The sequence below is a fragment of the Pseudomonas syringae group sp. 243L2 genome (genome assembly GCF_032587875.1).
Lineage (GTDB): Bacteria > Pseudomonadota > Gammaproteobacteria > Pseudomonadales > Pseudomonadaceae > Aquipseudomonas > Aquipseudomonas amygdali.
On the sequence record NZ_JAWHPL010000013.1, the window covers coordinates 200,945 to 222,816 of the forward strand.

The following is a 21,872-nucleotide window of genomic DNA, read 5'->3' on the forward strand; positions in this document are numbered from 1 at the left end:
AATTCGTGGGCTTCCAGTGCGGCCCGTCGATCGTGTTAGCATCTACGCCCATGAAGCTTTTCAGACTATTCAGCAGCCTGTTTCTGATGACCATGAGTGCAGCGGCGCTTGCACAGGCCCGCCTCGACGTCAGGATCAAGCCCGCCAACCCGGAACTCAAGGCCAACGTCGAAGGGTATGTGGGGGACCTGGGCGAGCGTGACGTTCAGGCGTTGCGTAACTTCAGCCTGGGTGCCGAACAGCAGGCAGAGAAAGCGGCTCAGGCGCTTGGCTATTATCAGGCGCAGATCGACAGCGAGATCAAGGACGCTGACCAGCCGCGCCTGGTGATCAATATCCAGCCGGGCGAGCCGATTCACCTGCGCAATGTGGTAATCCGCGTCGAGGGTCCGGCAGCATCGCTGAAAGCCTTTCGGGTACCCAAAAGCGACGCGCTGAAAACCGGCGCGGTGCTCAATCATGGCAACTATGAGGATGCCAAACGCCTGATCCAGAATCAGGCGTCGCGTTACGGCTTTTTCAGCGGCCACTTTACCAGCCAGCGCCTGGCTGTTGACCCGCGAGCCGGGCTTGCCGACATCGAGCTGGTCTATGACAGTGGTCCGCGCTACTCGCTGGGCAAGGTCATGTTCAGTGGCAATGCGCCCTTCGATGAAGATTTGCTCAAGCGCATGGTGCCGTTCAAGGAAAATACTCCTTACGATTCACAACTGATCGCCGAATTGACCCAGGCCATGCAGGGCAGTGGCTATTTTGAAGGCGTGCGGGTCGATGCCGCGCCTACCGCAGCTGACCATCAGGTCATTCCGGTAACCGTTCAGCTTGAAACCCGTAAACCCCGAACCATGGGCCTTGGCCTGGGGTACTCAACCGATGTCGGTCCGCGTGGCAAAGCCAACTGGACCCGACACTGGGCCAATCCACAAGGGCACAGCTACGGGTTCGAATCGGAAATATCCGCGCCTCGGCAGAATGTCGGCCTGTGGTACGACGTGCCGCTCGATCCGCCGTTGACCGATAAACTGCGTTATGCCGGTGGCTATCAATACGAAGAGATTGCTGGAACCGACAGCCTCAGCAAGCTGCTGACTGCCGGGCCCGAATGGCACAGCAAACTGCCCAGCGGCTGGGAACGGGTTATCTCACTGAAATGGCAGCGTGAAGAATACCGGCTGGGCGACGATTCGGGTCTGAGCACGCTGCTAATGCCCGGCATCAGTTATTCGTACCTGCGCAGCGATAACAGTATCGATCCCCACCAGGGCTACCGTTTACAGTTCGACACCCAGGTGGCCAAGGAGGGCATGTTGTCGGATGCCAATCTGGTGCATGCCAATGTGCTGCTCAAAGGGCTGACGACAGTCGCTCAGAACCATCGCTTTCTCGGGCGCGTGCAACTGGGTGGCAACCTGACTGACGGTTACACCTCGATACCGCCGTCGCTGCGTTTTTTTGCCGGTGGCGATCAAAGCGTACGAGGGTATGACTACCAGAAACTGTCACCGACCAACTCGGACGGCGACCGCATTGGTGGGCGTTACATGTTTGCCGGGAGCGTCGAGTACCAGTATTCCATTGCGGATAAATGGCGGCTCGCGACTTTCATCGATCAGGGCAACTCATTCAACAGTCTGGACAAGCCAGACCTGAAAACCGGCGTCGGTTTTGGGGTGCGCTGGGTATCTCCGGTGGGTCCGCTGCGTCTCGATCTGGCGCACGCGCTGGATGACGACGGTGGCATTCGCCTGCACTTCTCGATGGGGCCGGAACTTTGAACAGGATGAACATCAGGCGTGGTGCAACGATTGCCGGACTGAGCGTGATCGCATTACTGCTGCTGGTGATCGTCAGCGTCGGGGTGCTGCTTGGGACCCAGGCAGGCAGCCGGTGGGCGCTGGCTCGCGTGCCCGGCGTGCAACTGGAAAACTTTCAGGGCCGCCTGGGCGGGCAGTGGAGTGCCGAGCGCCTGGTGTGGCAGCAAGGCGCAGACCGTGTCGAGGTGCATTCTGTCGATTTCGCCTGGACGCCAGCCTGCCTGCTGAAGATGACCTTATGCATTGATCGCCTGCACGCGGGTCAAGTACTGCTGCGCTTTCCTCCAAGCAGTGCGCCGAGCGACGAAAGCCCCATGAATTTGCCAGCCGTCAAGTTGCCGCTCGCCCTGCAACTGGGTGATATACAGCTGGGCAGCCTCCAGCTGGATGGCGTCGAACAGCTGCGCGACCTCAAGCTGGAGGCGCACTGGACCGCCGAAGGCTTGCAAATCGACAGCGCGCACCTGCAACGTGATGCGCTGGTGCTGGACCTCAATGGTCTGCTGAAGCCCGAGGGCGACTGGCCATTGAGCGTAAAAGGTCAGCTGCAACTGCCGCCACAGGACGGTCAGCCCTGGACGCTGGCGCTGGATATTCACGGTGACGTGCTCAAGACCCTGCAACTCAAGGCGGACAGCAGCGGCTATCTACCAGGGCAACTGACCGGTGAGCTGCAACCTTTGACCGAGCATTTGCCAGCACGATTGAAACTGACGGCAGAACATTTCAAACCCAGCGCAGCATTGCCCGATACCCTGCAACTCGACCAGTTGCTGTTGACGGCCGAAGGCGATCTCGTCTCGGGTTACCAGATCAACGGCACTGCCAGCCTGCCCGCAGAAAAAGGCCCTGTAGCGTTGTCGTTGCAGGGGCGTGCGGATGCCAACGGGGCAACCATTGCAGCGCTTGATCTGGCCGCCAACGATCAACAGCGTCTGGCCATCAACGGCACGTTGAACTGGCAGAGTGGTTTCTCGGCTGATGCGAGCATCGACTGGCTGGATTTCCCCTGGCAGCGTCTGTATCCGCTGGCGTCCGAACCGCAAGTGTCGTTGCACGCCTTCAAAGGTGAGATTTCCTACACGGACGGCAATTATCTTGGCAATTTCAACGCCAGCCTCAAAGGACCTGCTGGTGCGTTCACGCTGATCAGTCCCTTCAGCGGCAATTTGCAGGAAGTCCATCTGCCGCAACTGGAGCTGGTCGCAGGGCAGGGTAAGGCCAGCGGTTTTCTGAACCTGCAATTTGCCAATGGCTTCGGCTGGGACACTGCACTTGATCTGAGCGCGCTGGACCCTTCATTCTGGGTTGCCGAATTGCCCGGCACACTGGCAGGGCCCTTGCGCAGCAAAGGTCAACGGGTCAACGAGAAGCTTGAACTGACTGCCGACCTGGACCTCAAGGGACGTCTGCGTGGCCAGCCTGCGCTGCTGCAAGCCAAGGCTGACGGTCGTGATCAGCAGTGGAATGTCAGCAATGTGAACATTCGATTGGGTGACAACCGGGTTCAGGGTAATGGCAGTTTGCAGGAGCGTCTCAAAGGGCAGCTGGATCTTGACCTGCCGCGTCTGGCTCAGTTGTGGCCGCGCTTGCAGGGGCAGGCCAAAGGCAGGCTCGACCTGACAGGAACGCTTCAGGCACCACAAGGGCAACTGGCATTGCAGGGCAGTCAGCTCGCCTTGCAGGACAATCGTCTGCAAAGCCTGACTCTCAATGCCCGCCTGGATCAATCGCAGCGCGCGACCATCAACCTAAAGGGCGTTGGCATTCAGGCCGGCGACACCGGGTTGGGTACGTTGCTGGTGGACGGTCAGGGTACGCTCAAGGCGCAACAATTGAAGCTGGACCTGCAAGGGCCGTTGCTCAAGCTTGCGATCGCATTGGACGGCGGCCTGGACAAGGGCGACTGGCGTGGTCGGCTGGCCAGCGGCACCGTACAGAGCGGCGGACAGAACTGGCGTTTGCAGCAACCGGCGAAGATTGAACGCCTGGCCGATGGTCGGCTGAACTTCGGTGCGCATTGCTGGCTGTCCGGTGCCTCCAGCCTGTGCGGTGGCGATCAACGACTGATGCCGGAGCCACGTTTGCGCTATCAGCTGAAGAACTTTCCGCTCGACAGCCTGGCGCAATGGATGCCAAAGGATTTTGCCTGGCAGGGCGCGCTGAATGCCGACGTTCAGCTTGATCTTCCCGCAGCGGGCCCCTCCGGCAAGGTTACGATTGATGCCGGAGGCGGCACGCTGCGGGTGCGCAACAAAGACCAGTGGCTGGACTTTCCGTATCAGACACTCAAACTCAACACCACACTGGCACCCAGACGTATCGATACGCGTCTGGATTTCGAAGGCGGCAAGCTGGGCCGGTTACTGCTCAATGCGCAGATCGATCCACTGGCCAGAGACAAGCCTCTGTCAGGCGATTTCGGTCTCTCCGGGCTGGACATCTCGGTAGCACGACCCTTTGCGCCAATGGTGCAGAAACTCAATGGCCGCCTGAACGGCAATGGTCGATTGTCAGGCAGCTTGCTGGCACCTCTGGTCAACGGCAGCGTGACACTTGAAGGCGGTGAAGTGGCGGGTGCCGAGTTGCCGATGGAACTGCATGACCTCAAGGTGCAGGCGTTGATCGCCGGGGAGAGCGTACAGCTCATCGGTGGCTGGGAAAGTGGCAGCACCGGGCAGGGGAGCATCGGCGGTCAGGTGGCCTGGGGGCAGAATCTGAACGTTGATGTGAGCCTCAAGGGCGCGCGTCTGCCGATCAATGTCGAGCCCTACGCGGAAGTGGAGGTAGCGCCTGACCTGAAAATTTCCATACAGGGTGAGCGATTGGCTATTTCTGGCAAGGTGCTGGTACCTAAGGGAGCTATCACCGTGCGTGAGCTGCCGCCGTCTACGGTCAAGCTCTCGGGCGATACGGTGATCGTTGGGCAGCAGACCGAGGAGGGCGCGCCACCGCTGGCAGTGGCCATGGATATCGATGTGGAGGTTGGTCAGGAAAAGCTCGCCTTCAGCGGTTTTGGGCTTACTGCCAATCTGGTCGGAAGGGTGCACATTGGCGACAACCTGGACACCCGTGGTGAGCTGAACCTGAACGACGGCCGTTACCGTGCCTACGGGCAGCGGCTGACCATCCGCAAGGCGCGCCTGCTGTTTGCAGGCCCTGTGGACCAGCCCTATCTGGATATCGAGGCCATTCGCCAGACAGATGACGTGATCGCAGGCATTCGTCTGACCGGCAGTGCCGAGCAACCCACCACCGAAGTGTTTTCCGAACCCGCGATGAGCCAGGAGCAGGCGCTCTCCTATCTGGTCATGGGCAGACCGCTGAGTACCTCGGGCGAAGACAACAACATGGTCGCTCAGGCTGCACTGGCGCTTGGCGTTGCCGGTAGCTCGTCGACCACCGGCAAGCTCGCGGACAATCTGGGTATCAAAGACTTCGAACTGGACACCTCGGGAACCGGCGACAAGACCAATGTGGTTGCCAGCGGCAAAATCACCGAGAAGCTCAGCCTGCGTTATGGCGTCGGTGTGTTTGAACCGGCCAATACCATTGCGTTGCGCTATCTGCTCAGCAAGCGCGTGTACCTTGAGGCTGCAAGCGGTGTTGCCAGTTCGCTGGATATTTTCTATAAAAGAGACTTCTGAATACTGGCCTGCGGCTGTAATGGCGCTGGCCTGCGTTCAACCGGTTTACCCTGTTAAAACAGTGTGACCCTTCTCACGCTCTCTCTATTCAGGCTGCCGGTAATCATGGATCGATTCAACGCCATGCGCGTATTCACCCGTATCGTCGAGCTGGGCGGTTTCGCCAGGGCGGCCGAGAGCCTGCATATGCCCCGTGCATCCGTGACGATTCTGATCAAACAACTGGAAGCTCACCTGGGCGTGCAGCTCTTGCAACGCACTACGCGTCAGGTCAGCACCACGCCTGACGGCAAGGCCTACTACCAGCGCTGCGTAAGCCTGCTGGCCGATCTGGATGACGCCGAAGCTTCCTTCTCTGCGGCAGGTGCCGAGCCCAAGGGGTTGCTGCGTGTTGACCTGCCAGTGAGCCTGGGGCGCATGATCGTGATACCCGCGTTGCCTGAATTTGCCCGGCGCTACCCGCAGATCCGGCTGGAAATCGGCATGAGCGACAGACCGGTCGACCTGATCCGCGAGGGCGTGGACTGTGTCTTGCGCGCCGGAGCAGCATTGGACGAAACGCTGGTCGCCAGGCCGCTGGGCAGCCTGACCCAGATCACTTGCGCCAGTCGCGATTACCTGCAGCGATACGGTATGCCGCTAAATCTGCCGGACCTCGCGCAACATCAGGTAATCGAATATTTCTCGACCAGCACCGGCAAACGCTATGGTCTGGAGTTCATGGCCGGTGGCGTGGAGGTCGATCAAGCGTTGGCCTGTTCTATTTCGGTCAACAGTGCCGACGGTTATGTAGCGGCTTGCGAGGCGGGTTTCGGCCTGATACAGGTGCCGCGTTACCATGTCGCCGCACAATTGCGCAGCGGCATACTGGTCGAGGTGCTGCGGTTGCATCGTCCGCCGCCGCTGGCGTTGACGGTGCTTTACCCACCTCATCGCCAGCTGTCACGACGGATCAGGGTATTCGTCGATTGGCTGGTGGAATTATGTGCCCACCCAGATATCAGGGACAGACTGGTTTCCTGAGAAAATTCGGAATTATCCTATATAGGACACGGCACACTTTCGTGTTTAACTTCCGGTTCTTTTATTCATCTCAAAAAAGGAATGTGTTTCATGGCTCAAGTAACCCTCAAAGGCGGCCCTGTTCAAGTCAATGGCAAGCTGCCTGAAGTCGGCAGCAAGGCACCTGCCTTCACGCTGGTGGGTGAAGGTCTTGCCGACAAGACCCTGGCTGACTTCGCTGGCAAGCGCAAGGTGCTGAACATTTTTCCGAGCGTCGATACACCGACCTGTGCAACGTCGGTACGCAAATTCAACGCCCAGGCAAACGAGCTGAGCAATGCTGTTGTTCTGTGTATCTCTGCTGACCTGCCGTTTGCCCAGTCCCGCTTCTGCGGCTCCGAGGGTCTGGAAAACGTCAAGAACCTGTCTTCTTTCCGCGCTGCCGATTTCAGCGAGCATTACGGCGTTGCAATTGCAGACGGTCCACTGAAAGGTCTGACCGCTCGTGCGGTGGTTGTTCTGGACGAAAACGACAAAGTGCTGCACAGCGAACTGGTAACAGAGATCGCTAACGAACCCGACTACGACGCTGCATTGGCTGTGCTTAAGTAACTTTCCGCAACACTTCGACGGCCTGAATCCGCTCAGGCCGTTTTTTTGTTTGTGCTTCATACGTTTATCGAAAGTAAGTGCTTGGTAAAGGCGCTTTGCTTGTAACGCATCTGTGCTTATTGTTCAGCCTTCTGAAGAAGCCCCCACCTGTAATGGTTGATTTATTCATGCAATCGTCTGGCTCTCGTAAATCCCGTCGCTGGTTGATCAGTTTGTTGATCCTGTTGGTCATTGTTGCCCTGTGCTGGTGGCTCTGGCCTGCCTCCACTCCCGGCAAAGGGGCCGAGAGCAAGAAGCATGGTGCAGGTGGCATGGCGCGGCCTGGCTTCGGTGCATCGGCTGTCGCTGTCCCGGTGCGGGTCGCCCCGGCAACCGAAGGCGATTTCCCTATCTACTACAAGGCGCTTGGCACGGTAACGGCGATGAATACCATCAATGTGCGCAGCCGTGTGGCGGGAGAGCTGGTCAAGCTTTATTTCCAGGAAGGGCAGATGGTCAAGGCGGGTGACCTGCTGGCGGAAATCGATCCGCGCAGCTATCAGGTGGCATTACAGCAGGCCGAAGGTACGCTGGCCACCAATCAGGCGCTGCTCAAGAATGCTCAGCTCGACGTACAGCGTTACCGTGGGCTTTTTGCCGAGGACAGCATTGCCAAGCAGACCCTCGACACTGCCGAGTCGCTGGTCAATCAGTACAAAGGCACGATCAAGACCAATCAGGCTGCCGTGGCTGACGCGAAGCTGAGCCTGGACTTCACACGCATTCGTGCGCCTATTGCAGGTCGTGTCGGCCTCAAACAGCTGGATGTCGGCAACCTGGTTGCCGCCAACGACACCACGGCGCTGGTGGTGATTACCCAGACCCAGCCCATTTCGGTCGCCTTCACGCTCCCGGAAAAGGACCTGTCGAAAGTCATTTCCCGATACCGCACCGGCGACAAGTTGCCCGTCGAAGCCTGGGACCGTGGCGATACGAAAATGCAGGCTTCCGGTGTACTCGCCAGCCTCGATAACCAGATCGATGTGACGACCGGCACACTGAAGTTCAAGGCCCGTTTCGATAACGGTGACGAGATCCTGTTCCCCAACCAGTTCGTCAATGTGCGTCTGCGCGCCGATACGTTGAAACAGGTGACACTGGTGCCAACGGCTGCCGTGCAGTTCGGCACCGACGGGACCTTTGTCTATGTCCTGGACGGTGACAAGAAGGTCAAACTCAAATTGTTGAAGACCGGCCCGAGCGACGAGACATCGACGGTGATCACCGAAGGTCTGGCAGCCGGCGAACGGGTCGTGCTTGAAGGCACCGACCGTCTGCGCGACGGCGCTGAAGTCGAGGTCGTCAACGACAGCAAGGATGTACCGGCGGGTCCGGTTCAGAAGCTGCAGGGCAAGCCTGACAGCAAGACTGACAAGTCGGCAGCACTCGGCAAGGTGGAAAAACCAAACGTATGAACATGTCGCGCCTGTTCATCCTGCGTCCGGTTGCCACCACGCTGAGTATGCTGGCAATCGTCCTGGCGGGTCTGATCGCCTACACCTTGCTGCCGGTGTCGGCGCTGCCTCAGGTCGACTATCCGACCATTCGGGTGATGACGCTGTATCCCGGTGCCAGTCCGCAGGTCATGACCAGCTCCGTCACTGCGCCTCTTGAGCGTCAATTCGGGCAGATGCCCGGTTTGACCCAGATGGCCTCGACGAGCTCGGGCGGCGCGTCGGTCATTACTTTGCGTTTCAGCCTCGAAATCAATATGGATGTGGCTGAGCAGCAGGTCCAGGCCGCGATCAACGCGGCCACCAACCTTCTGCCTACCGATCTTCCGGCACCGCCGGTCTATAACAAGGTCAACCCGGCAGACACGCCGGTTCTGACCCTGGCGATTACCTCGAAAACCATGCTGCTGCCCAAGCTCAATGATCTGGTCGATACACGCATGGCGCAGAAAATCTCGCAGATCAGCGGTGTCGGCATGGTCAGCATTGCCGGCGGCCAGCGTCAGGCTGTGCGGATCAAGGTCAATCCGGAAGCGCTGGCCGCCAACAGCCTGAACCTGTCTGATGTGCGGACCCTGATCGGCGCGTCCAACGTCAACCAGCCCAAGGGTAACTTCGACGGGCCAACCCGGGTTTCGATGCTGGATGCCAACGACCAGTTGAAGTCTCCAGAGGAGTACGCCAACCTTATTCTGGCCTACAAGGATGGCGCTCCCCTGCGTCTGAAGGATGTGGCCGAAATCGTCGACGGTGCCGAAAACGAACGTCTGGCGGCCTGGGCCAATCGGAGTCAGGCGGTGCTGCTGAACATTCAGCGCCAGCCGGGCGCCAACGTGATCGAAGTGGTCGACCGGATCAAGGCATTGCTGCCGTCAATCACCGAGAACCTTCCGGCCGGCCTCGACGTCGTGGTCCTGACGGACCGCACTCAGACGATCCGCGCGTCGGTGACCGATGTTCAGCACGAACTGTTGATCGCGATTATCCTGGTGGTGCTGGTAACCTTCCTGTTCCTGCGTCGTTTCAGCGCGACGATCATTCCCTCTATCGCCGTCCCGCTGTCACTGGTAGGCACCTTCGGCGTCATGTACCTGGCGGGCTTCTCGGTCAACAACCTCACGCTGATGGCCATGACCATCGCGACCGGTTTCGTTGTTGATGACGCCATCGTGATGCTGGAAAACATCTCCCGGCATATCGAGGAGGGCGAAACACCTCTGCAGGCCGCCCTGAAGGGCGCGAAACAGATCGGTTTCACCCTGATTTCCCTGACCCTGTCGCTGATTGCAGTACTGATCCCGCTGTTATTCATGGCTGATGTGGTCGGGCGGCTGTTTCGCGAGTTCGCGATAACCCTGGCAGTCGCCATCCTGATATCGCTGGTGGTATCGCTGACCCTGACGCCCATGATGTGCGCGCGGTTGCTCAAGCGCGAGCCAAAGGAAGAAGAGCAGAGCCGTTTCTATCGTGCCAGCGGTGCCTGGATCGACTGGCTGATCGATATCTACGCGGGCGGGTTGCGCTGGGTGCTCAGGCATCAACCACTGACCCTGTTGGCGGCATTGGCCACTCTGGCACTGACTGTGCTGCTGTACATCGTTGTGCCCAAGGGCTTCTTTCCGGTGCAGGACACCGGCGTGATCCAGGGTATTTCGGAAGCGCCACAGTCGGTCTCCTTTGCTGCCATGAGCCAGCGTCAGCAGGCGCTGGCTGACATCATTCTCAAAGACCCTGCAGTGGTCAGTCTGTCTTCCTACATTGGTGTTGACGGTGATAACGCAACGCTCAACAGCGGGCGTCTGCTGATCAACCTCAAGCCCCACGCAGAGCGTGACCTCACCGCATCCGAGGTGATCCAGCGCCTGCAGCCAGAGGTAGACAAGCTTTCGGACATTCGTCTGTTCATGCAGCCGGTGCAAGACCTGACCATTGAAGACCGGGTCAGTCGTACTCAGTACCAGTTCAGCATGTCATCGCCCGACGCCGAGCTGCTGACGCTGTGGAGCGAAAGGCTGGTCGAGGCGCTCGGCAAACGGTCCGAGTTGACGGATGTGGCCAGCGACCTGCAGGACAAGGGCCTGCAGGTATATCTGAACATCGATCGTGATGCGGCCAGTCGGGTAGGGGTCACCGTTGCAAATATTACCGATGCGCTGTACGACGCATTCGGTCAGCGACAGATTTCCACCATCTATACCCAGGCCAGCCAGTACCGCGTGGTGCTGCAAGCCGCGTCGGGCAGTGAGCTCGGTCCTGCCGCACTTGAGCAGATCCACGTCAAGACCACCGATGGCGCACAGGTAAAACTGTCGAGCCTGGCACGCGTCGAGCAGCGTCAGGCGCAGTTGGCCATCGCTCACCTCGGGCAGTTTCCGGCAGTGATGATGTCGTTCAACCTTGCGCCCGGCGTTGCATTGGGCAAGGCCGTGCAGGTCATCGAACAGGTTGAGCAGGACATCGGCATGCCGATTGGTGTGCAGACCCAGTTTCAGGGCGCTGCCGAGGCATTTCAGGCATCGTTGTCGAGCACGTTGCTGCTGATTCTGGCGGCTGTAGTGACCATGTACATCGTGCTGGGCGTGCTCTACGAGAGCTATATCCACCCGATCACCATCCTCTCGACACTGCCGTCGGCAGCAGTGGGTGCCTTGCTGGCCTTGCTGATCAGCGGAAATGATCTGGGGATGATCGCGATCATCGGTATCATTTTGCTGATCGGCATCGTCAAGAAGAACGCGATCATGATGATCGACTTCGCGCTCGACGCAGAGCGCAACCGGGGTGTTGCACCGGAAACGGCGATCTACGAAGCGGCGCTGCTGCGTTTCCGGCCGATTCTCATGACCACCCTGGCAGCATTGTTCGGCGCCATTCCGTTGATGCTTGCCAGCGGCTCCGGCGCAGAGTTGCGCCAGCCACTGGGGCTGGTGATGGTCGGCGGTCTGCTGGTCAGCCAGGTACTGACGCTGTTTACCACGCCGGTCATCTATCTGTATTTCGACCGGCTTGGCCGTCGCTGGAGTCGCAGGCCTGCCGACCCGGACCGGCTGGAACGGGCTGACGCATGAACCTGTCCGCACCGTTTATCCGTCGCCCGGTTGCGACCGTACTGCTGAGCCTGGCGATCCTGCTGCTGGGCGCGGTCAGCTTCCGCTTGTTGCCGGTCGCGCCGTTGCCGAATATGGACTTCCCGGTGATTGTGGTGTCCGCCAGTCTGGCGGGTGCCAGCCCCGAGGTAATGGCCTCCACTGTGGCCACTCCGCTGGAGCGTTCGCTGGGCAGTATTGCCGGGGTCAATACCATGACCAGCAATTCAAGCCAGGGCACGACACGGATCATTCTGCAGTTCGATCTCAATCGCGACATCAATGGCGCGGCGCGGGAAGTGCAGGCGGCAATCAATGCTTCACGCAACCTGCTGCCCAGCGGTATGCGCAGCATGCCGACCTACAAGAAGGTCAACCCGTCCCAGGCGCCGATCATGGTCCTGTCTATGACGTCGACGGTGCTGGAAAAAGGTCAGCTTTACGACCTGGCATCCACCATCCTGTCACAGAGCCTGTCGCAGGTTTCCGGGGTCGGCGAAGTGCAGATCGGCGGCAGTTCGCTGCCAGCGGTGCGTATCGAGCTGGAGCCACAGATGCTCTCCCAGTACGGCGTATCGCTTGACGACGTGCGTACCGCGATTACCGGTGCGAACGTGCGGCGGCCAAAGGGTTTTGTGGAGGATGATCAGCATAACTGGCAGGTTCAGGCCAACGACCAGCTGGAAACCGCAAAGGACTATGCGCCGCTGATCATTCGCTACAAGGATGGGGCGACCTTGCGCCTCAAGGACGTCGCGAAAGTCAGCGATGCCGTGGAAGATCGCTACAACAGCGGGTTTTATAACAATGACCGGGCGGTGTTACTGGTCGTCAACCGCCAGGCGGGTGCCAACATCATTGAAACCGTGGCGCAGATCAAGGCGCAATTGCCAGCCCTGCGGGCCGTGCTGCCTGCCAGCGTGAGCCTCAACGTCGCGATGGATCGCTCGCCGGTGATCAAGGCGACGCTTCACGAGGCAGAGATGACCCTGCTGATTGCCGTGGTTCTGGTGGTGATGGTGGTATTTCTGTTTCTCGGCAGTTTTCGCGCATCGCTGATCCCCACTCTGGCGGTTCCGGTATCGCTGGTAGGCACCTTTGCGATCATGCACCTGCTCGGTTTTTCCCTGAACAATCTGTCGTTGATGGCCTTGATCCTCGCCACCGGACTTGTGGTGGACGATGCAATCGTGGTGCTGGAAAACATTTCCCGGCACATTCACAACGGTCTCGACCCCATGAAAGCGGCCTTTCTGGGGGCCAAAGAGGTGGGCTTCACCTTGCTGTCGATGAACGTCTCGCTGGTGGCGGTGTTCATTTCCATTCTGTTCATGGGTGGGCTGGTCGAAAGTCTGTTTCGCGAGTTTTCCATTACCTTGTCGGTGTCGATCGTCGTCTCGCTGATCGTATCCCTGACCCTGACGCCGATGTTGTGCGCGCGCTGGCTCAAACCCCACGATTCGGGCAAGGACAATGCCTTTCAGCGCTGGAGCGAGCGGGTCAACGACCGCATGGTCGCTGGCTATGACCGCTCGCTCGGCTGGGTCATGCGGCATCGCAGGCTGACACTGCTCAGCCTGCTGATTACCGTTGTGGTGAATGTCGCGCTGTATGTGGTGGTGCCCAAGACCTTTCTGCCACAGCAGGACACCGGGCAACTGATGGGTTTTGTACGCGGTGACGACGGTCTTTCGTTCTCGGTCATGCAGCCGAAAATGGAAATCTTTCGCCGTTCGATTCTGGCAGACCCTGCGGTGGAGAGCGTTGCCGGTTTTATCGGCGGTAGCGGTGGCACCAATAACGCCTTCATGATCGTACGCCTCAAGCCGATTGCCGAGCGCAAGCTGTCTGCCGAAAAAGTGGTCGAGCGCCTGCGCAAGAACATGCCGCATGTGCCCGGTGGCAGACTATTTCTGGCGCCTGATCAGGACCTGCAACTGGGGGGTGGTCGCGAGCAGACCAGTTCGCAGTATCAGTACATTGTGCAAAGTGCAGACCTGAGCAGCCTGCGGCTGTGGTATCCGAAGATCGTTGCGGCGCTCAAATCGATTCCGGAGCTGACGGCCATTGACGCCAGGGAAGGGCGTGGGGCGCAGCAAGTGACCCTGGTGGTCAATCGTGATACGGCCAAACGGCTGGGCATCGATATGAACACGGTCACGGCGGTGCTCAACAATGCCTACAGCCAGCGTCAGGTCTCGACCATCTATGACAGCCTTAACCAGTACAAGGTGGTGATGGAGGTCAATCCCAAATACGCTCAGGACCCGGCGACGCTCGAGCAGGTTCAGGTGATTACTGCCGACGGGCAGCGCGTGCCGCTGTCGAGCATTGCTCATTACGAGCGCAGTCTGGCGAATGATCGGGTTTCGCATGACGGTCAGTTCGCTGCCGAAAACATTTCCTTTGATCTGGCCGAAGGTGCCAGCCTCGACAAGGCGACGGTGGCTATCGAGCGCGCAATTGCCGCCATCGGACTGCCGTCCGACATCATTTCCAAGATGGCCGGGACCGCCAACGCCTTCGCCTCAACCCAGAAAAGCCAGCCCTGGATGATTCTCGGTGCGTTGCTGGCGGTGTATCTGGTGCTGGGGATTCTTTATGAAAGCTACATCCATCCATTGACGATACTCTCGACACTGCCATCGGCAGGCGTGGGTGCATTGCTGACGATCTATGTGCTTGGCAGCGAATTCAGCCTGATCTCCCTGTTAGGGCTGTTCCTGCTGATTGGCGTGGTTAAGAAGAACGCAATCATGATGATCGACCTGGCCCTGCACCTTGAACGTGATCAGGGAATGACGCCGCAAGAGTCGATACGCAGTGCATGCCTGCAACGCCTGCGCCCCATTCTGATGACCACGATGGCCGCCATTCTGGGTGCATTGCCGCTGCTGCTAAGTACCGCGGAGGGCGCTGAAATGCGCAAGCCGCTGGGCCTGACCATTATTGGTGGGCTGATCTTCAGCCAGATCCTGACCCTCTACACCACCCCGGTGGTTTACCTTTATCTCGACCGTCTGCGCCATCGTTACAATAAATGGCGTGGCGTGCGTACCGATGCTGCTCTGGAAACCCCGCTATGACCGAACGCCTGGCCTTTATATCCCGCCCGACAGGGCTGATTCGTCCACTCGCGCTGGGGCTCTGCGTTGTGCTGCTCAGCGCTTGCGCTGTTGGTCCGGATTACCAGAAACCGTCGATGGCCGCGCCTGCGAAGTTCAAGGCCGCTGAAGGCTGGCGTGCAGCTACACCCAGTGATGCGATGGCCAAAGGTGCGTGGTGGGAGGTGTACAGGGATCCGCAACTGAATGCGCTGGTCGAACGGCTCAACACCTCCAACCAGACCGTCGCCCAGTACGATGCGCAGTACCGGCAGGCACAAGCACTGGTGCGTAGCTCCAGAGGCGCATTTCTGCCGACACTGGATCTGACCACCGGCAAGACCCGCTCGGGGCAGGGCACAGGCACATCCAATACCGGTACGAATACCGGCGCCTCGGGAATTCGCAACAGTTACAACGCTCAACTGGGCGTCAGTTGGGAAGCCGATGTGTGGGGCAAGTTGCGCCGTGGGCTGGAGGCTGACACCGCCAGTGCGCAGGCAAGTCTTGCGGACCTGGCAGCGATGCGCCTCAGCCTGCAATCGGAGCTGGTGCAGAATTATCTGCAATTGCGGGTCATTGACGAACAGAAACGTCTGCTGGAATCCACTGTGGACACCTATCAGCGCTCTCTGACCCTCACCCAGAATCAATACCGCGCCGGTATTTCAGGAAGTGACGCTGTCGCCCAGGCGCAGACACAGTTGAAAAGCACTCAGGCCGACCTGATCGATCTGGCCTGGCAGCGTGCACAATTCGAGAACGCCATAGCCGTGCTGATGGGTATGGCGCCCGCTGACTTCAATCTGCCGGCCAGCACTTCGATTCCGCAATTGCCGCAGATCCCGCCAGGGCTGCCGTCACAGTTGCTTGAACGCCGACCGGACATTGCCGCGGCCGAACGCTCGGTCATGGCGGCCAATGCCAACATCGGCGTCGCCAAGGCCGCTTACTACCCAGACTTCACGCTGAGCATGAGCGGCGGTTACAGCAGCAGTACGTTCGCCAACTGGATCAGCCTGCCCAACCGCTTCTGGTCGGTAGGGCCGCAACTGGCGTTGACGTTGTTCGACGGTGGCAGGCGGACGGCGGAAGTTGATCGTACCGAGGCCGTGTACGACCAGACTGTCGCCCAGTACCGGCAGACCGTGCTGAATGGTTTTCAGGAAGTCGAAAATTACCTCGTTCAACTCAAGGTCTACGAGCAGGAGGCCGCCGTGCGCCAGGAAGCGCTGGTATCGGCTCGCGACTCGTTGCGCCTGACCAACAACCAGTACAAGGCCGGGCTGATCGGTTATCTTGACGTCGTCAACGTACAGGCCACTGCTTTGAGCAATGAACGCAGTGTGCTGAACGTCCTGCAAAGTCGCTTGATTGCCAGCGTTCAGTTGATTGCCGCATTGGGTGGCGGCTGGAATGCCGAAACAGGTTTGACCCTCAGGGAGTGAGTGCTTCACGGAGCAAAGGCGTTTTTTCTTGAACTGTTCGTGATAAATGAAAAATCAATAGCTAGTTGCCATCTTTTCGACCAGATACCGCGACATTTGGCAGCTATTGCGTACAATCATCCCCCGCAGTATCGGCATGGACGCGCTCATTGGGTTCCAGGTGCGTTTATGTTGATTGGCAGCTACACCCCGTCGCTCGTCGTGGTCTCCGTTCTCGTCGCAATTGTTGCTGCGTACACTGCTCTCGATCTGGTTGGCCGTATTATTTCGGCCAGGGGCCGCGCCGTTTATGTATGGATTGCGGGCGGCGCATTCGCAATGGGCGTTGGCAGTTGGTCGACGCACTTCATCGGTATGCTGGCATTCGTCCTGCCTATCGACGTTGGCTATGATGTGCCGTTGGCACTGTTGTCCTTGCTGATCGCAATACTGTCTTCCGGTTTCGCGCTGTGGCTGGCCGCCCGGCCACTATTATCCGCCGCGCAGATTGGCCTGGGTGGGTTGTTGCTGGGGCTTGGCATCAGCGCCATGCATTACACCGGCATGGCGGCAATGCGCATGCAACCCGGCATCGAATACACGCCCTGGTTGTTTGCGCTTTCCCTGGCGATCAGCATTGCCGCCTCTGCGGCGGCGTTATGGATAGCGTTTCGTCTTCGCCAGCAAAGGCCCAGGGTATACCTGATGCGTGCGGTAGCGGCAATTCTGCTGGGAACGGCCATCATCGGTATGCATTACACCGGCATGGCGGCGGCCACCTTTGCCGATGGCAGCTTTTGTGGTGCGTTGCCCGATGGGTTGAGCAGCAATGGACTGGACCGAATTGTTCTGGTCGCCAGTCTTTCGATACTGGGTATCGCGTTGTTCAGTTGTATTCTCGACTCCCACCTCGAGACACGTACCGCTGTCCTGGCCAATTCCCTGACTGAAGCCAATCAGGAGCTTACCCACCTGGCTCTGCATGACAACCTCACCGGACTGCCGAACCGTGTGTTGTTGACGGATCGCATCGAGCAGGCGATGAAGAAAGTCAGCGAAAGCGGCGGCTGCTTTGCGTTGATGTTCATGGACCTGGATGGTTTCAAACCGGTGAATGACGCATTCGGCCACCATACCGGGGACTTGCTGTTGCGGCAGGTCGCTTTGCGTCTTCGTAACAACCTGCACCGGCACGACACGCTGGCAAGGATCGGTGGTGATGAGTTCGTGCTGCTGGTCGAACTGCATGACCCGCAGGATGCGTTGGCTGTCGCAACGCGTCAGGTCAATGAAATAGGCAATCCGTTTACCATCGGCGAGCATCAATTGCAGATTTCGCTGAGTATCGGCATCTGCATGTACCCCGGCAATGGCAATACCCAGCACGAACTTCTGATCAACGCCGATGCCGCCATGTATCACACCAAAGCGGCCGGCAAGAACGGCTACAGCTTTTTCGATGCGTCGATGAACAGCAACGCACGCAATCAGCTGCAGATGTCTCAGGACTTGCGCAAGGCGATCAAGCACAGGCAGTTCTGTATCTATTACCAGCCCAAGTTCGACGCTTTGACCGGATTGCCCCTCGGCGCAGAAGCGCTATTGCGCTGGAACCATCCGGAACAAGGCGTTATGGGCCCCGATCAGTTCATCGCCATGGCAGAGAAAACCGGCCTGATCATTCAGATCGGCGAGTGGGTACTGGATGAGGCTTGCCGACAGATGCGTGAGTGGTACACCCAGGGCTACGCGCACTGGCGCATTGCGGTGAACCTGTCAGCGTTGCAGTTCTGTCATGCCGGGCTGGTCACTGCGGTGGCGGATACCCTGGCCAGACATCAGCTCCCGGCCAACTGCCTGACCCTGGAAATCACCGAGACTACGGCCATGCATGACGCCGATGCCAGCCTGGCGGTGTTGCAAAGGCTGTCGGAAATGGGCGTGGATCTATCGATTGACGATTTTGGCACCGGTTACTCCAGCCTGATGTACCTGAAGCGCCTGCCCGCCAATGAAATCAAGATTGATCGAGGTTTCGTGCGTGACCTTGAGCATGACACCGACGATGCCGCCATCGTGTCTGCCATTGTTGCGGTAGGGCAGGCGTTGAACCTGCGGATCGTCGCTGAAGGCGTAGAAACAGCGGTTCAGAAGCGCTTCCTGACGCACTTGGGATGTCACTCCCTGCAAGGCTTCCTGCTCGGTTATCCTTTGCCGGCTGAGCAATTTCTCGACGAAATTCGCGCCGCCGAGGCGAAGGCGGCAGTTGACGTGCCCGATGTTGGGCAACCGGCTTTCTGAAGCGCATGGATGGCGCTGGACGGCAAAGGCTGGCACGATCAGAAACGTCTGGCTAACCTGCGGGTGTTAGCTGCGCCTTGATGCTGGCTTCAGAGAAAAATCATGGAAAAAGTCCTCATTATTACCGGTGGCTCGCGCGGAATCGGCGCAGCCACTGCGCGTCTGGCCGCTGTACAGGGCTATCGGATCTGTATCAATTATCTGTCTGACCATGCCGCAGCCGAAAAGACGGCAGGGCAGGTCAGGGCCCTGGGTGCTCAGGCGATCACCTTGCAGGCCGACGTCAGCAACGAAGACGAGATCATGCGCCTGTTCTCCAGGGTCGATTCGGAACTCGGCCGCGTTACCCATCTGGTCAACAATGCAGGCACGCTCGCTCAGGCTTCTAGAGTCGAGGACATGTCCGAATTCCGCATGCTTAAAATGATGATGAGCAACGTCGTCGGGCCGATGCTGTGCAGCAAACATGCCTTGTTACGCATGCTGCCGAGTCACGGCGGGCACGGTGGCAGCATCGTCAACGTATCCTCGCTCGCGGCCCGTCTGGGCTCGGCAGGCGAATATGTAGACTACGCGGCTTCGAAAGGCGCGCTGGACACGTTCACCATCGGGCTTTCCAAGGAAGTGGCCGGGGAGAACATTCGCGTCAACGCAGTGCGGCCAGGGTTCATCTTCACCGACTTTCACGCCCTGAGCGGCGATCCGTTCCGCGTCAGCAAACTCGAGGGCGCACTGCCAATGGGCCGTGGCGGTACGGCGGAGGAAGTGGCCGAGGCCATTCTCTGGTTGCTGTCGGACAACGCGTCGTATGCCACTGGAACGTTCATCGATCTGGCGGGCGGGCGCTGAAGGCGTGCATGATCTGGCAAGCGCCTTCAGACACCGCTTACTGATCCGTCACACTGTTACAGGTGGCGCATTGGCGGGCGGATCGCCTACCGGCGTCTGATTGGGTGGCGGCGTTGAGGGCGGTGGCTCCTGCTCGGGTACTGGCTCGGGCAGAACGGGGTCGTCGATGTTTGGATCAGGTACTTCTACAGGATTGGGTAGAGTCATGGTTGCTGCCTCCTTGTTGACCCTTTTTACGACCCCCCGGCCTGATTGATGATTCAATTGATTTGAACCGGATAACCCTTGCCCGATTGTTCTGCCCTGCGTTTGGCTCATGTTCAATGCGCCCACCTGACAACCTCAAAACCTTTGAACTTTACCTTCGTTGACCGCTCGGAACCTAGGCAGCTGAATTCGACGAGTCTTCTGCATTTCGCGATTGTCCGCTGCCATACCGTCAATTTTTCCATTGCATGGAATGCACAGGAGCGTCCCTGGGGCGTGAGGAGTGATGCTCGATGAGTGAACAGCCATACGGTCCGGATTCCCTGGCCACCGATGTACCGCACCCAACCCAACCCTTGTCACTGATCCAGGCGCTGCAATTGCCCCGCATCGTGATCGAAGACACGTTGCCAGTGATCGACGGTGGCCTGTTTGCGGCCAAGGCGATCATCGGGCAACCGGTCACCGTGACCAGCAAGGTCTACGCCGACGGGCACGACAAGATGGCGGTCAATATCCGCTGGCGCGCTGCCGATGAAGACACCTGGCATAGCGCGCCAATGCACGAACTGGGCAATGACAGCTGGGTCGGTGAGTTCACCCCGACCTCGGTCAGCCGCTATGTGTTCCGCCTTGAAGCCTGGATCGATCAGTTCGGCAGCTATCGTTATGAACTGGACAAGAAGTTCGGCGCTGGCGTGCCTGTCGACCTGGAACTGGAAGAAGGGCGCATTCATCTGGTGCATGCCGCTGAACGCAGCCAGCACGAGCAGCGCCAGCAGATTGAAGGCCTGCTAGGCCAGCTGGAGCAGGGCGATAAAGACGAGAAAGTCGCGTTGCTGTTGCACAGTGAAACCGCAAACCTGATGAAGCTGGCCGATAATCAGGCCTTCTTGAGCCGTAGCGTTGAATTTCCGCTGGATGTGGAGCGTGAGCTGGCGCAGTTTGCCAGCTGGTACGAGCTGTTTCCTCGCTCGATCACTGACGACCCTGCGCGCCACGGCACCTTCAACGATGTCCATTCGCGTCTGCCGATCATCCGCGACATGGGTTTCGACGTATTGTACTTCCCGCCGATTCACCCTATCGGCCGTGCCCATCGCAAGGGGCCGAACAACTCTCTGACCGCAGGGCCGGATGATCCGGGCAGCCCGTACGCAATTGGCAGTGAGGATGGCGGCCATGAAGCCATTCACCCGCAGTTGGGCAGCCGTGAAGACTTCCGTAACCTGGTGAAGGCTGCGGCCGATCACGGGCTGGAAATCGCACTGGACTTCGCCATTCAATGTTCGCAGGACCACCCTTGGCTCAAGCAGCATCCGGGCTGGTTCTCATGGCGTCCGGACGGCACGATCCGCTATGCGGAAAACCCGCCGAAGAAGTATCAGGACATCGTTAACGTCGATTTCTACGCGCCTGATGCCATTCCCGGTCTGTGGCTGGAATTGCGTGACATCGTTCTGGGCTGGGTGAATGAAGGCGTGAAGATTTTCCGCGTCGATAATCCGCACACCAAGCCGCTGCCTTTCTGGCAGTGGATGATCGGCGAGGTGCGCAATCAGCATCCTGAGGTCATGTTCCTTGCCGAAGCGTTCACCAAGCCTGCCATGATGGCGCGGCTGGGCAAGGTCGGTTACAGCCAGAGTTACACGTATTTCACTTGGCGCAACACCAAGGCAGAGCTGTCCGAGTATTTCACCCAGCTCAACGAAGTGCCTTGGCGTGACTGCTATCGCCCGAACTTTTTCGTCAACACACCTGATATCAACCCGCGCTTCCTGCACGAGTCTGGCCGTCCTGGATTTCTGATCCGTGCAGCGCTGGCCACCATGGGCTCCGGGCTGTGGGGCATGTATTCGGGGTTTGAGTTGTGTGAAGCGGCACCGATTCCCGGCAAGGAAGAGTATCTGGACTCGGAAAAGTACGAGATTCGCGTTCGGGACTATGCCGCACCGGGCAACATCATTGCCGAGATCGCCCAGCTCAACCGCATTCGCAGGCAGAACCCCGCGCTGCAAACGCACTTGGGCTTGAAACTGTATAACGCGTGGAATGACAACATTCTGTACTTCGGCAAGCGTTCGGCGGATGGCAGCAACTTCATTCTGATTGCCGTCAACCTTGACCCCTTCAACGCACAGGAAGCAGATTTCGAGCTGCCGCTGTGGGAAATGGGCCTGCCGGATGACGCGGCGACGTCGGGTGAAGACCTGATGACCGGACACCGCTGGACCTGGTACGGCAAGTATCAGCACACGCGTCTTGATCCATCACAACCGTTTGGAATCTGGCGTATCCAGGCTGCGCAATAACACTCCCAAGGAGTCAGT

Annotated in this window: 12 protein-coding genes; 11 read left to right on the forward strand and 1 reads right to left on the reverse strand. The window is 58.9% G+C overall.

All coding sequences use genetic code 11. The annotated features are described in order from the left end of the window. Nucleotides 1–50: 50 nt before the first annotated feature. The 10 genes from RYB66_RS06695 to RYB66_RS06740 all read left to right on the forward strand — a co-directional run bounded on the left by RYB66_RS06695 (nucleotide 51) and on the right by RYB66_RS06740 (nucleotide 19,335). Nucleotides 51–1,775: an autotransporter assembly complex protein TamA gene (locus RYB66_RS06695; RefSeq protein WP_005743604.1), complete on the forward strand. Its 1,725-nt coding sequence runs from the start codon at nucleotides 51–53 to the stop codon at nucleotides 1,773–1,775. Nucleotides 1,776–1,780: 5 nt separating this feature from the next. Next, on the forward strand, nucleotides 1,781–5,461 hold the full coding sequence (locus RYB66_RS06700) for a translocation/assembly module TamB domain-containing protein (RefSeq protein WP_057404946.1): 3,681 nt from the start codon (nucleotides 1,781–1,783) through the stop codon (nucleotides 5,459–5,461). A 105-nt stretch (nucleotides 5,462–5,566) separates the two neighbouring features. Continuing rightward, nucleotides 5,567–6,484, forward strand: a complete 918-nt coding sequence (locus RYB66_RS06705; RefSeq protein WP_016982324.1) for a LysR family transcriptional regulator — start codon at nucleotides 5,567–5,569, stop codon at nucleotides 6,482–6,484. A 90-nt stretch (nucleotides 6,485–6,574) separates the two neighbouring features. Next, on the forward strand, nucleotides 6,575–7,075 hold the full coding sequence (gene tpx, locus RYB66_RS06710; RefSeq protein ID WP_005743607.1) for a thiol peroxidase: 501 nt from the start codon (nucleotides 6,575–6,577) through the stop codon (nucleotides 7,073–7,075). Between the two features lie 152 nt (nucleotides 7,076–7,227). Then, nucleotides 7,228–8,529, forward strand: coding sequence for an MdtA/MuxA family multidrug efflux RND transporter periplasmic adaptor subunit (locus RYB66_RS06715; RefSeq protein WP_010202672.1), 1,302 nt, complete (start codon nucleotides 7,228–7,230; stop codon nucleotides 8,527–8,529). Then, a complete protein-coding gene (locus RYB66_RS06720) occupies nucleotides 8,526–11,636 on the forward strand; it encodes an MdtB/MuxB family multidrug efflux RND transporter permease subunit (protein WP_005743610.1) in 3,111 nt (1,036 codons plus the stop codon). Before RYB66_RS06715 ends, RYB66_RS06720 begins: the two co-directional genes overlap by 4 nt. After that, nucleotides 11,633–14,740, forward strand: a complete 3,108-nt coding sequence (locus RYB66_RS06725) for an efflux RND transporter permease subunit (protein ID WP_316887019.1) — start codon at nucleotides 11,633–11,635, stop codon at nucleotides 14,738–14,740. The genes RYB66_RS06720 and RYB66_RS06725 overlap by 4 nt, the downstream gene beginning before the upstream one ends. Next, nucleotides 14,737–16,206, forward strand: a complete 1,470-nt coding sequence (locus tag RYB66_RS06730; protein ID WP_316887020.1) for an efflux transporter outer membrane subunit — start codon at nucleotides 14,737–14,739, stop codon at nucleotides 16,204–16,206. The genes RYB66_RS06725 and RYB66_RS06730 overlap by 4 nt, the downstream gene beginning before the upstream one ends. A 168-nt stretch (nucleotides 16,207–16,374) precedes the next feature. Further along, nucleotides 16,375–18,486, forward strand: coding sequence for a putative bifunctional diguanylate cyclase/phosphodiesterase (locus RYB66_RS06735; RefSeq protein WP_005777528.1), 2,112 nt, complete (start codon nucleotides 16,375–16,377; stop codon nucleotides 18,484–18,486). A 102-nt stretch (nucleotides 18,487–18,588) separates the two neighbouring features. After that, nucleotides 18,589–19,335: an SDR family oxidoreductase gene (locus RYB66_RS06740; protein WP_005743615.1), complete on the forward strand. Its 747-nt coding sequence runs from the start codon at nucleotides 18,589–18,591 to the stop codon at nucleotides 19,333–19,335. A 48-nt stretch (nucleotides 19,336–19,383) separates the two neighbouring features. Here RYB66_RS06740 and RYB66_RS06745 read toward each other — a convergent pair whose 3' ends face one another. Continuing rightward, entirely contained in the window at nucleotides 19,384–19,542 is a 159-nt protein-coding gene (locus tag RYB66_RS06745; RefSeq protein ID WP_080164653.1) for a hypothetical protein, read from the reverse strand. A 293-nt stretch (nucleotides 19,543–19,835) separates the two neighbouring features. Between RYB66_RS06745 and RYB66_RS06750 the strand changes: the two genes are divergently transcribed. Then, complete coding sequence (locus RYB66_RS06750; protein WP_316894104.1) at nucleotides 19,836–21,854, forward strand: alpha-1,4-glucan--maltose-1-phosphate maltosyltransferase; 2,019 nt, start codon at nucleotides 19,836–19,838, stop codon at nucleotides 21,852–21,854. Nucleotides 21,855–21,872: the final 18 nt, after the last annotated feature.

Coding starts and splice junctions, on each gene's coding strand:
- RYB66_RS06695 (WP_005743604.1), top strand. CDS start 51: ATGAAGCTTTTCAGACTATTCAGCAGCCTGTTTCTGATGACCATGAGT.
- RYB66_RS06700 (WP_057404946.1), top strand. CDS start 1,781: ATGAACATCAGGCGTGGTGCAACGATTGCCGGACTGAGCGTGATCGCA.
- RYB66_RS06705 (WP_016982324.1), top strand. CDS start 5,567: ATGGATCGATTCAACGCCATGCGCGTATTCACCCGTATCGTCGAGCTG.
- tpx (WP_005743607.1), top strand. CDS start 6,575: ATGGCTCAAGTAACCCTCAAAGGCGGCCCTGTTCAAGTCAATGGCAAG.
- RYB66_RS06715 (WP_010202672.1), top strand. CDS start 7,228: ATGGTTGATTTATTCATGCAATCGTCTGGCTCTCGTAAATCCCGTCGC.
- RYB66_RS06720 (WP_005743610.1), top strand. CDS start 8,526: ATGAACATGTCGCGCCTGTTCATCCTGCGTCCGGTTGCCACCACGCTG.
- RYB66_RS06725 (WP_316887019.1), top strand. CDS start 11,633: ATGAACCTGTCCGCACCGTTTATCCGTCGCCCGGTTGCGACCGTACTG.
- RYB66_RS06730 (WP_316887020.1), top strand. CDS start 14,737: ATGACCGAACGCCTGGCCTTTATATCCCGCCCGACAGGGCTGATTCGT.
- RYB66_RS06735 (WP_005777528.1), top strand. CDS start 16,375: ATGTTGATTGGCAGCTACACCCCGTCGCTCGTCGTGGTCTCCGTTCTC.
- RYB66_RS06740 (WP_005743615.1), top strand. CDS start 18,589: ATGGAAAAAGTCCTCATTATTACCGGTGGCTCGCGCGGAATCGGCGCA.
- RYB66_RS06745 (WP_080164653.1), bottom strand. CDS start 19,542: ATGACTCTACCCAATCCTGTAGAAGTACCTGATCCAAACATCGACGAC.
- RYB66_RS06750 (WP_316894104.1), top strand. CDS start 19,836: ATGAGTGAACAGCCATACGGTCCGGATTCCCTGGCCACCGATGTACCG.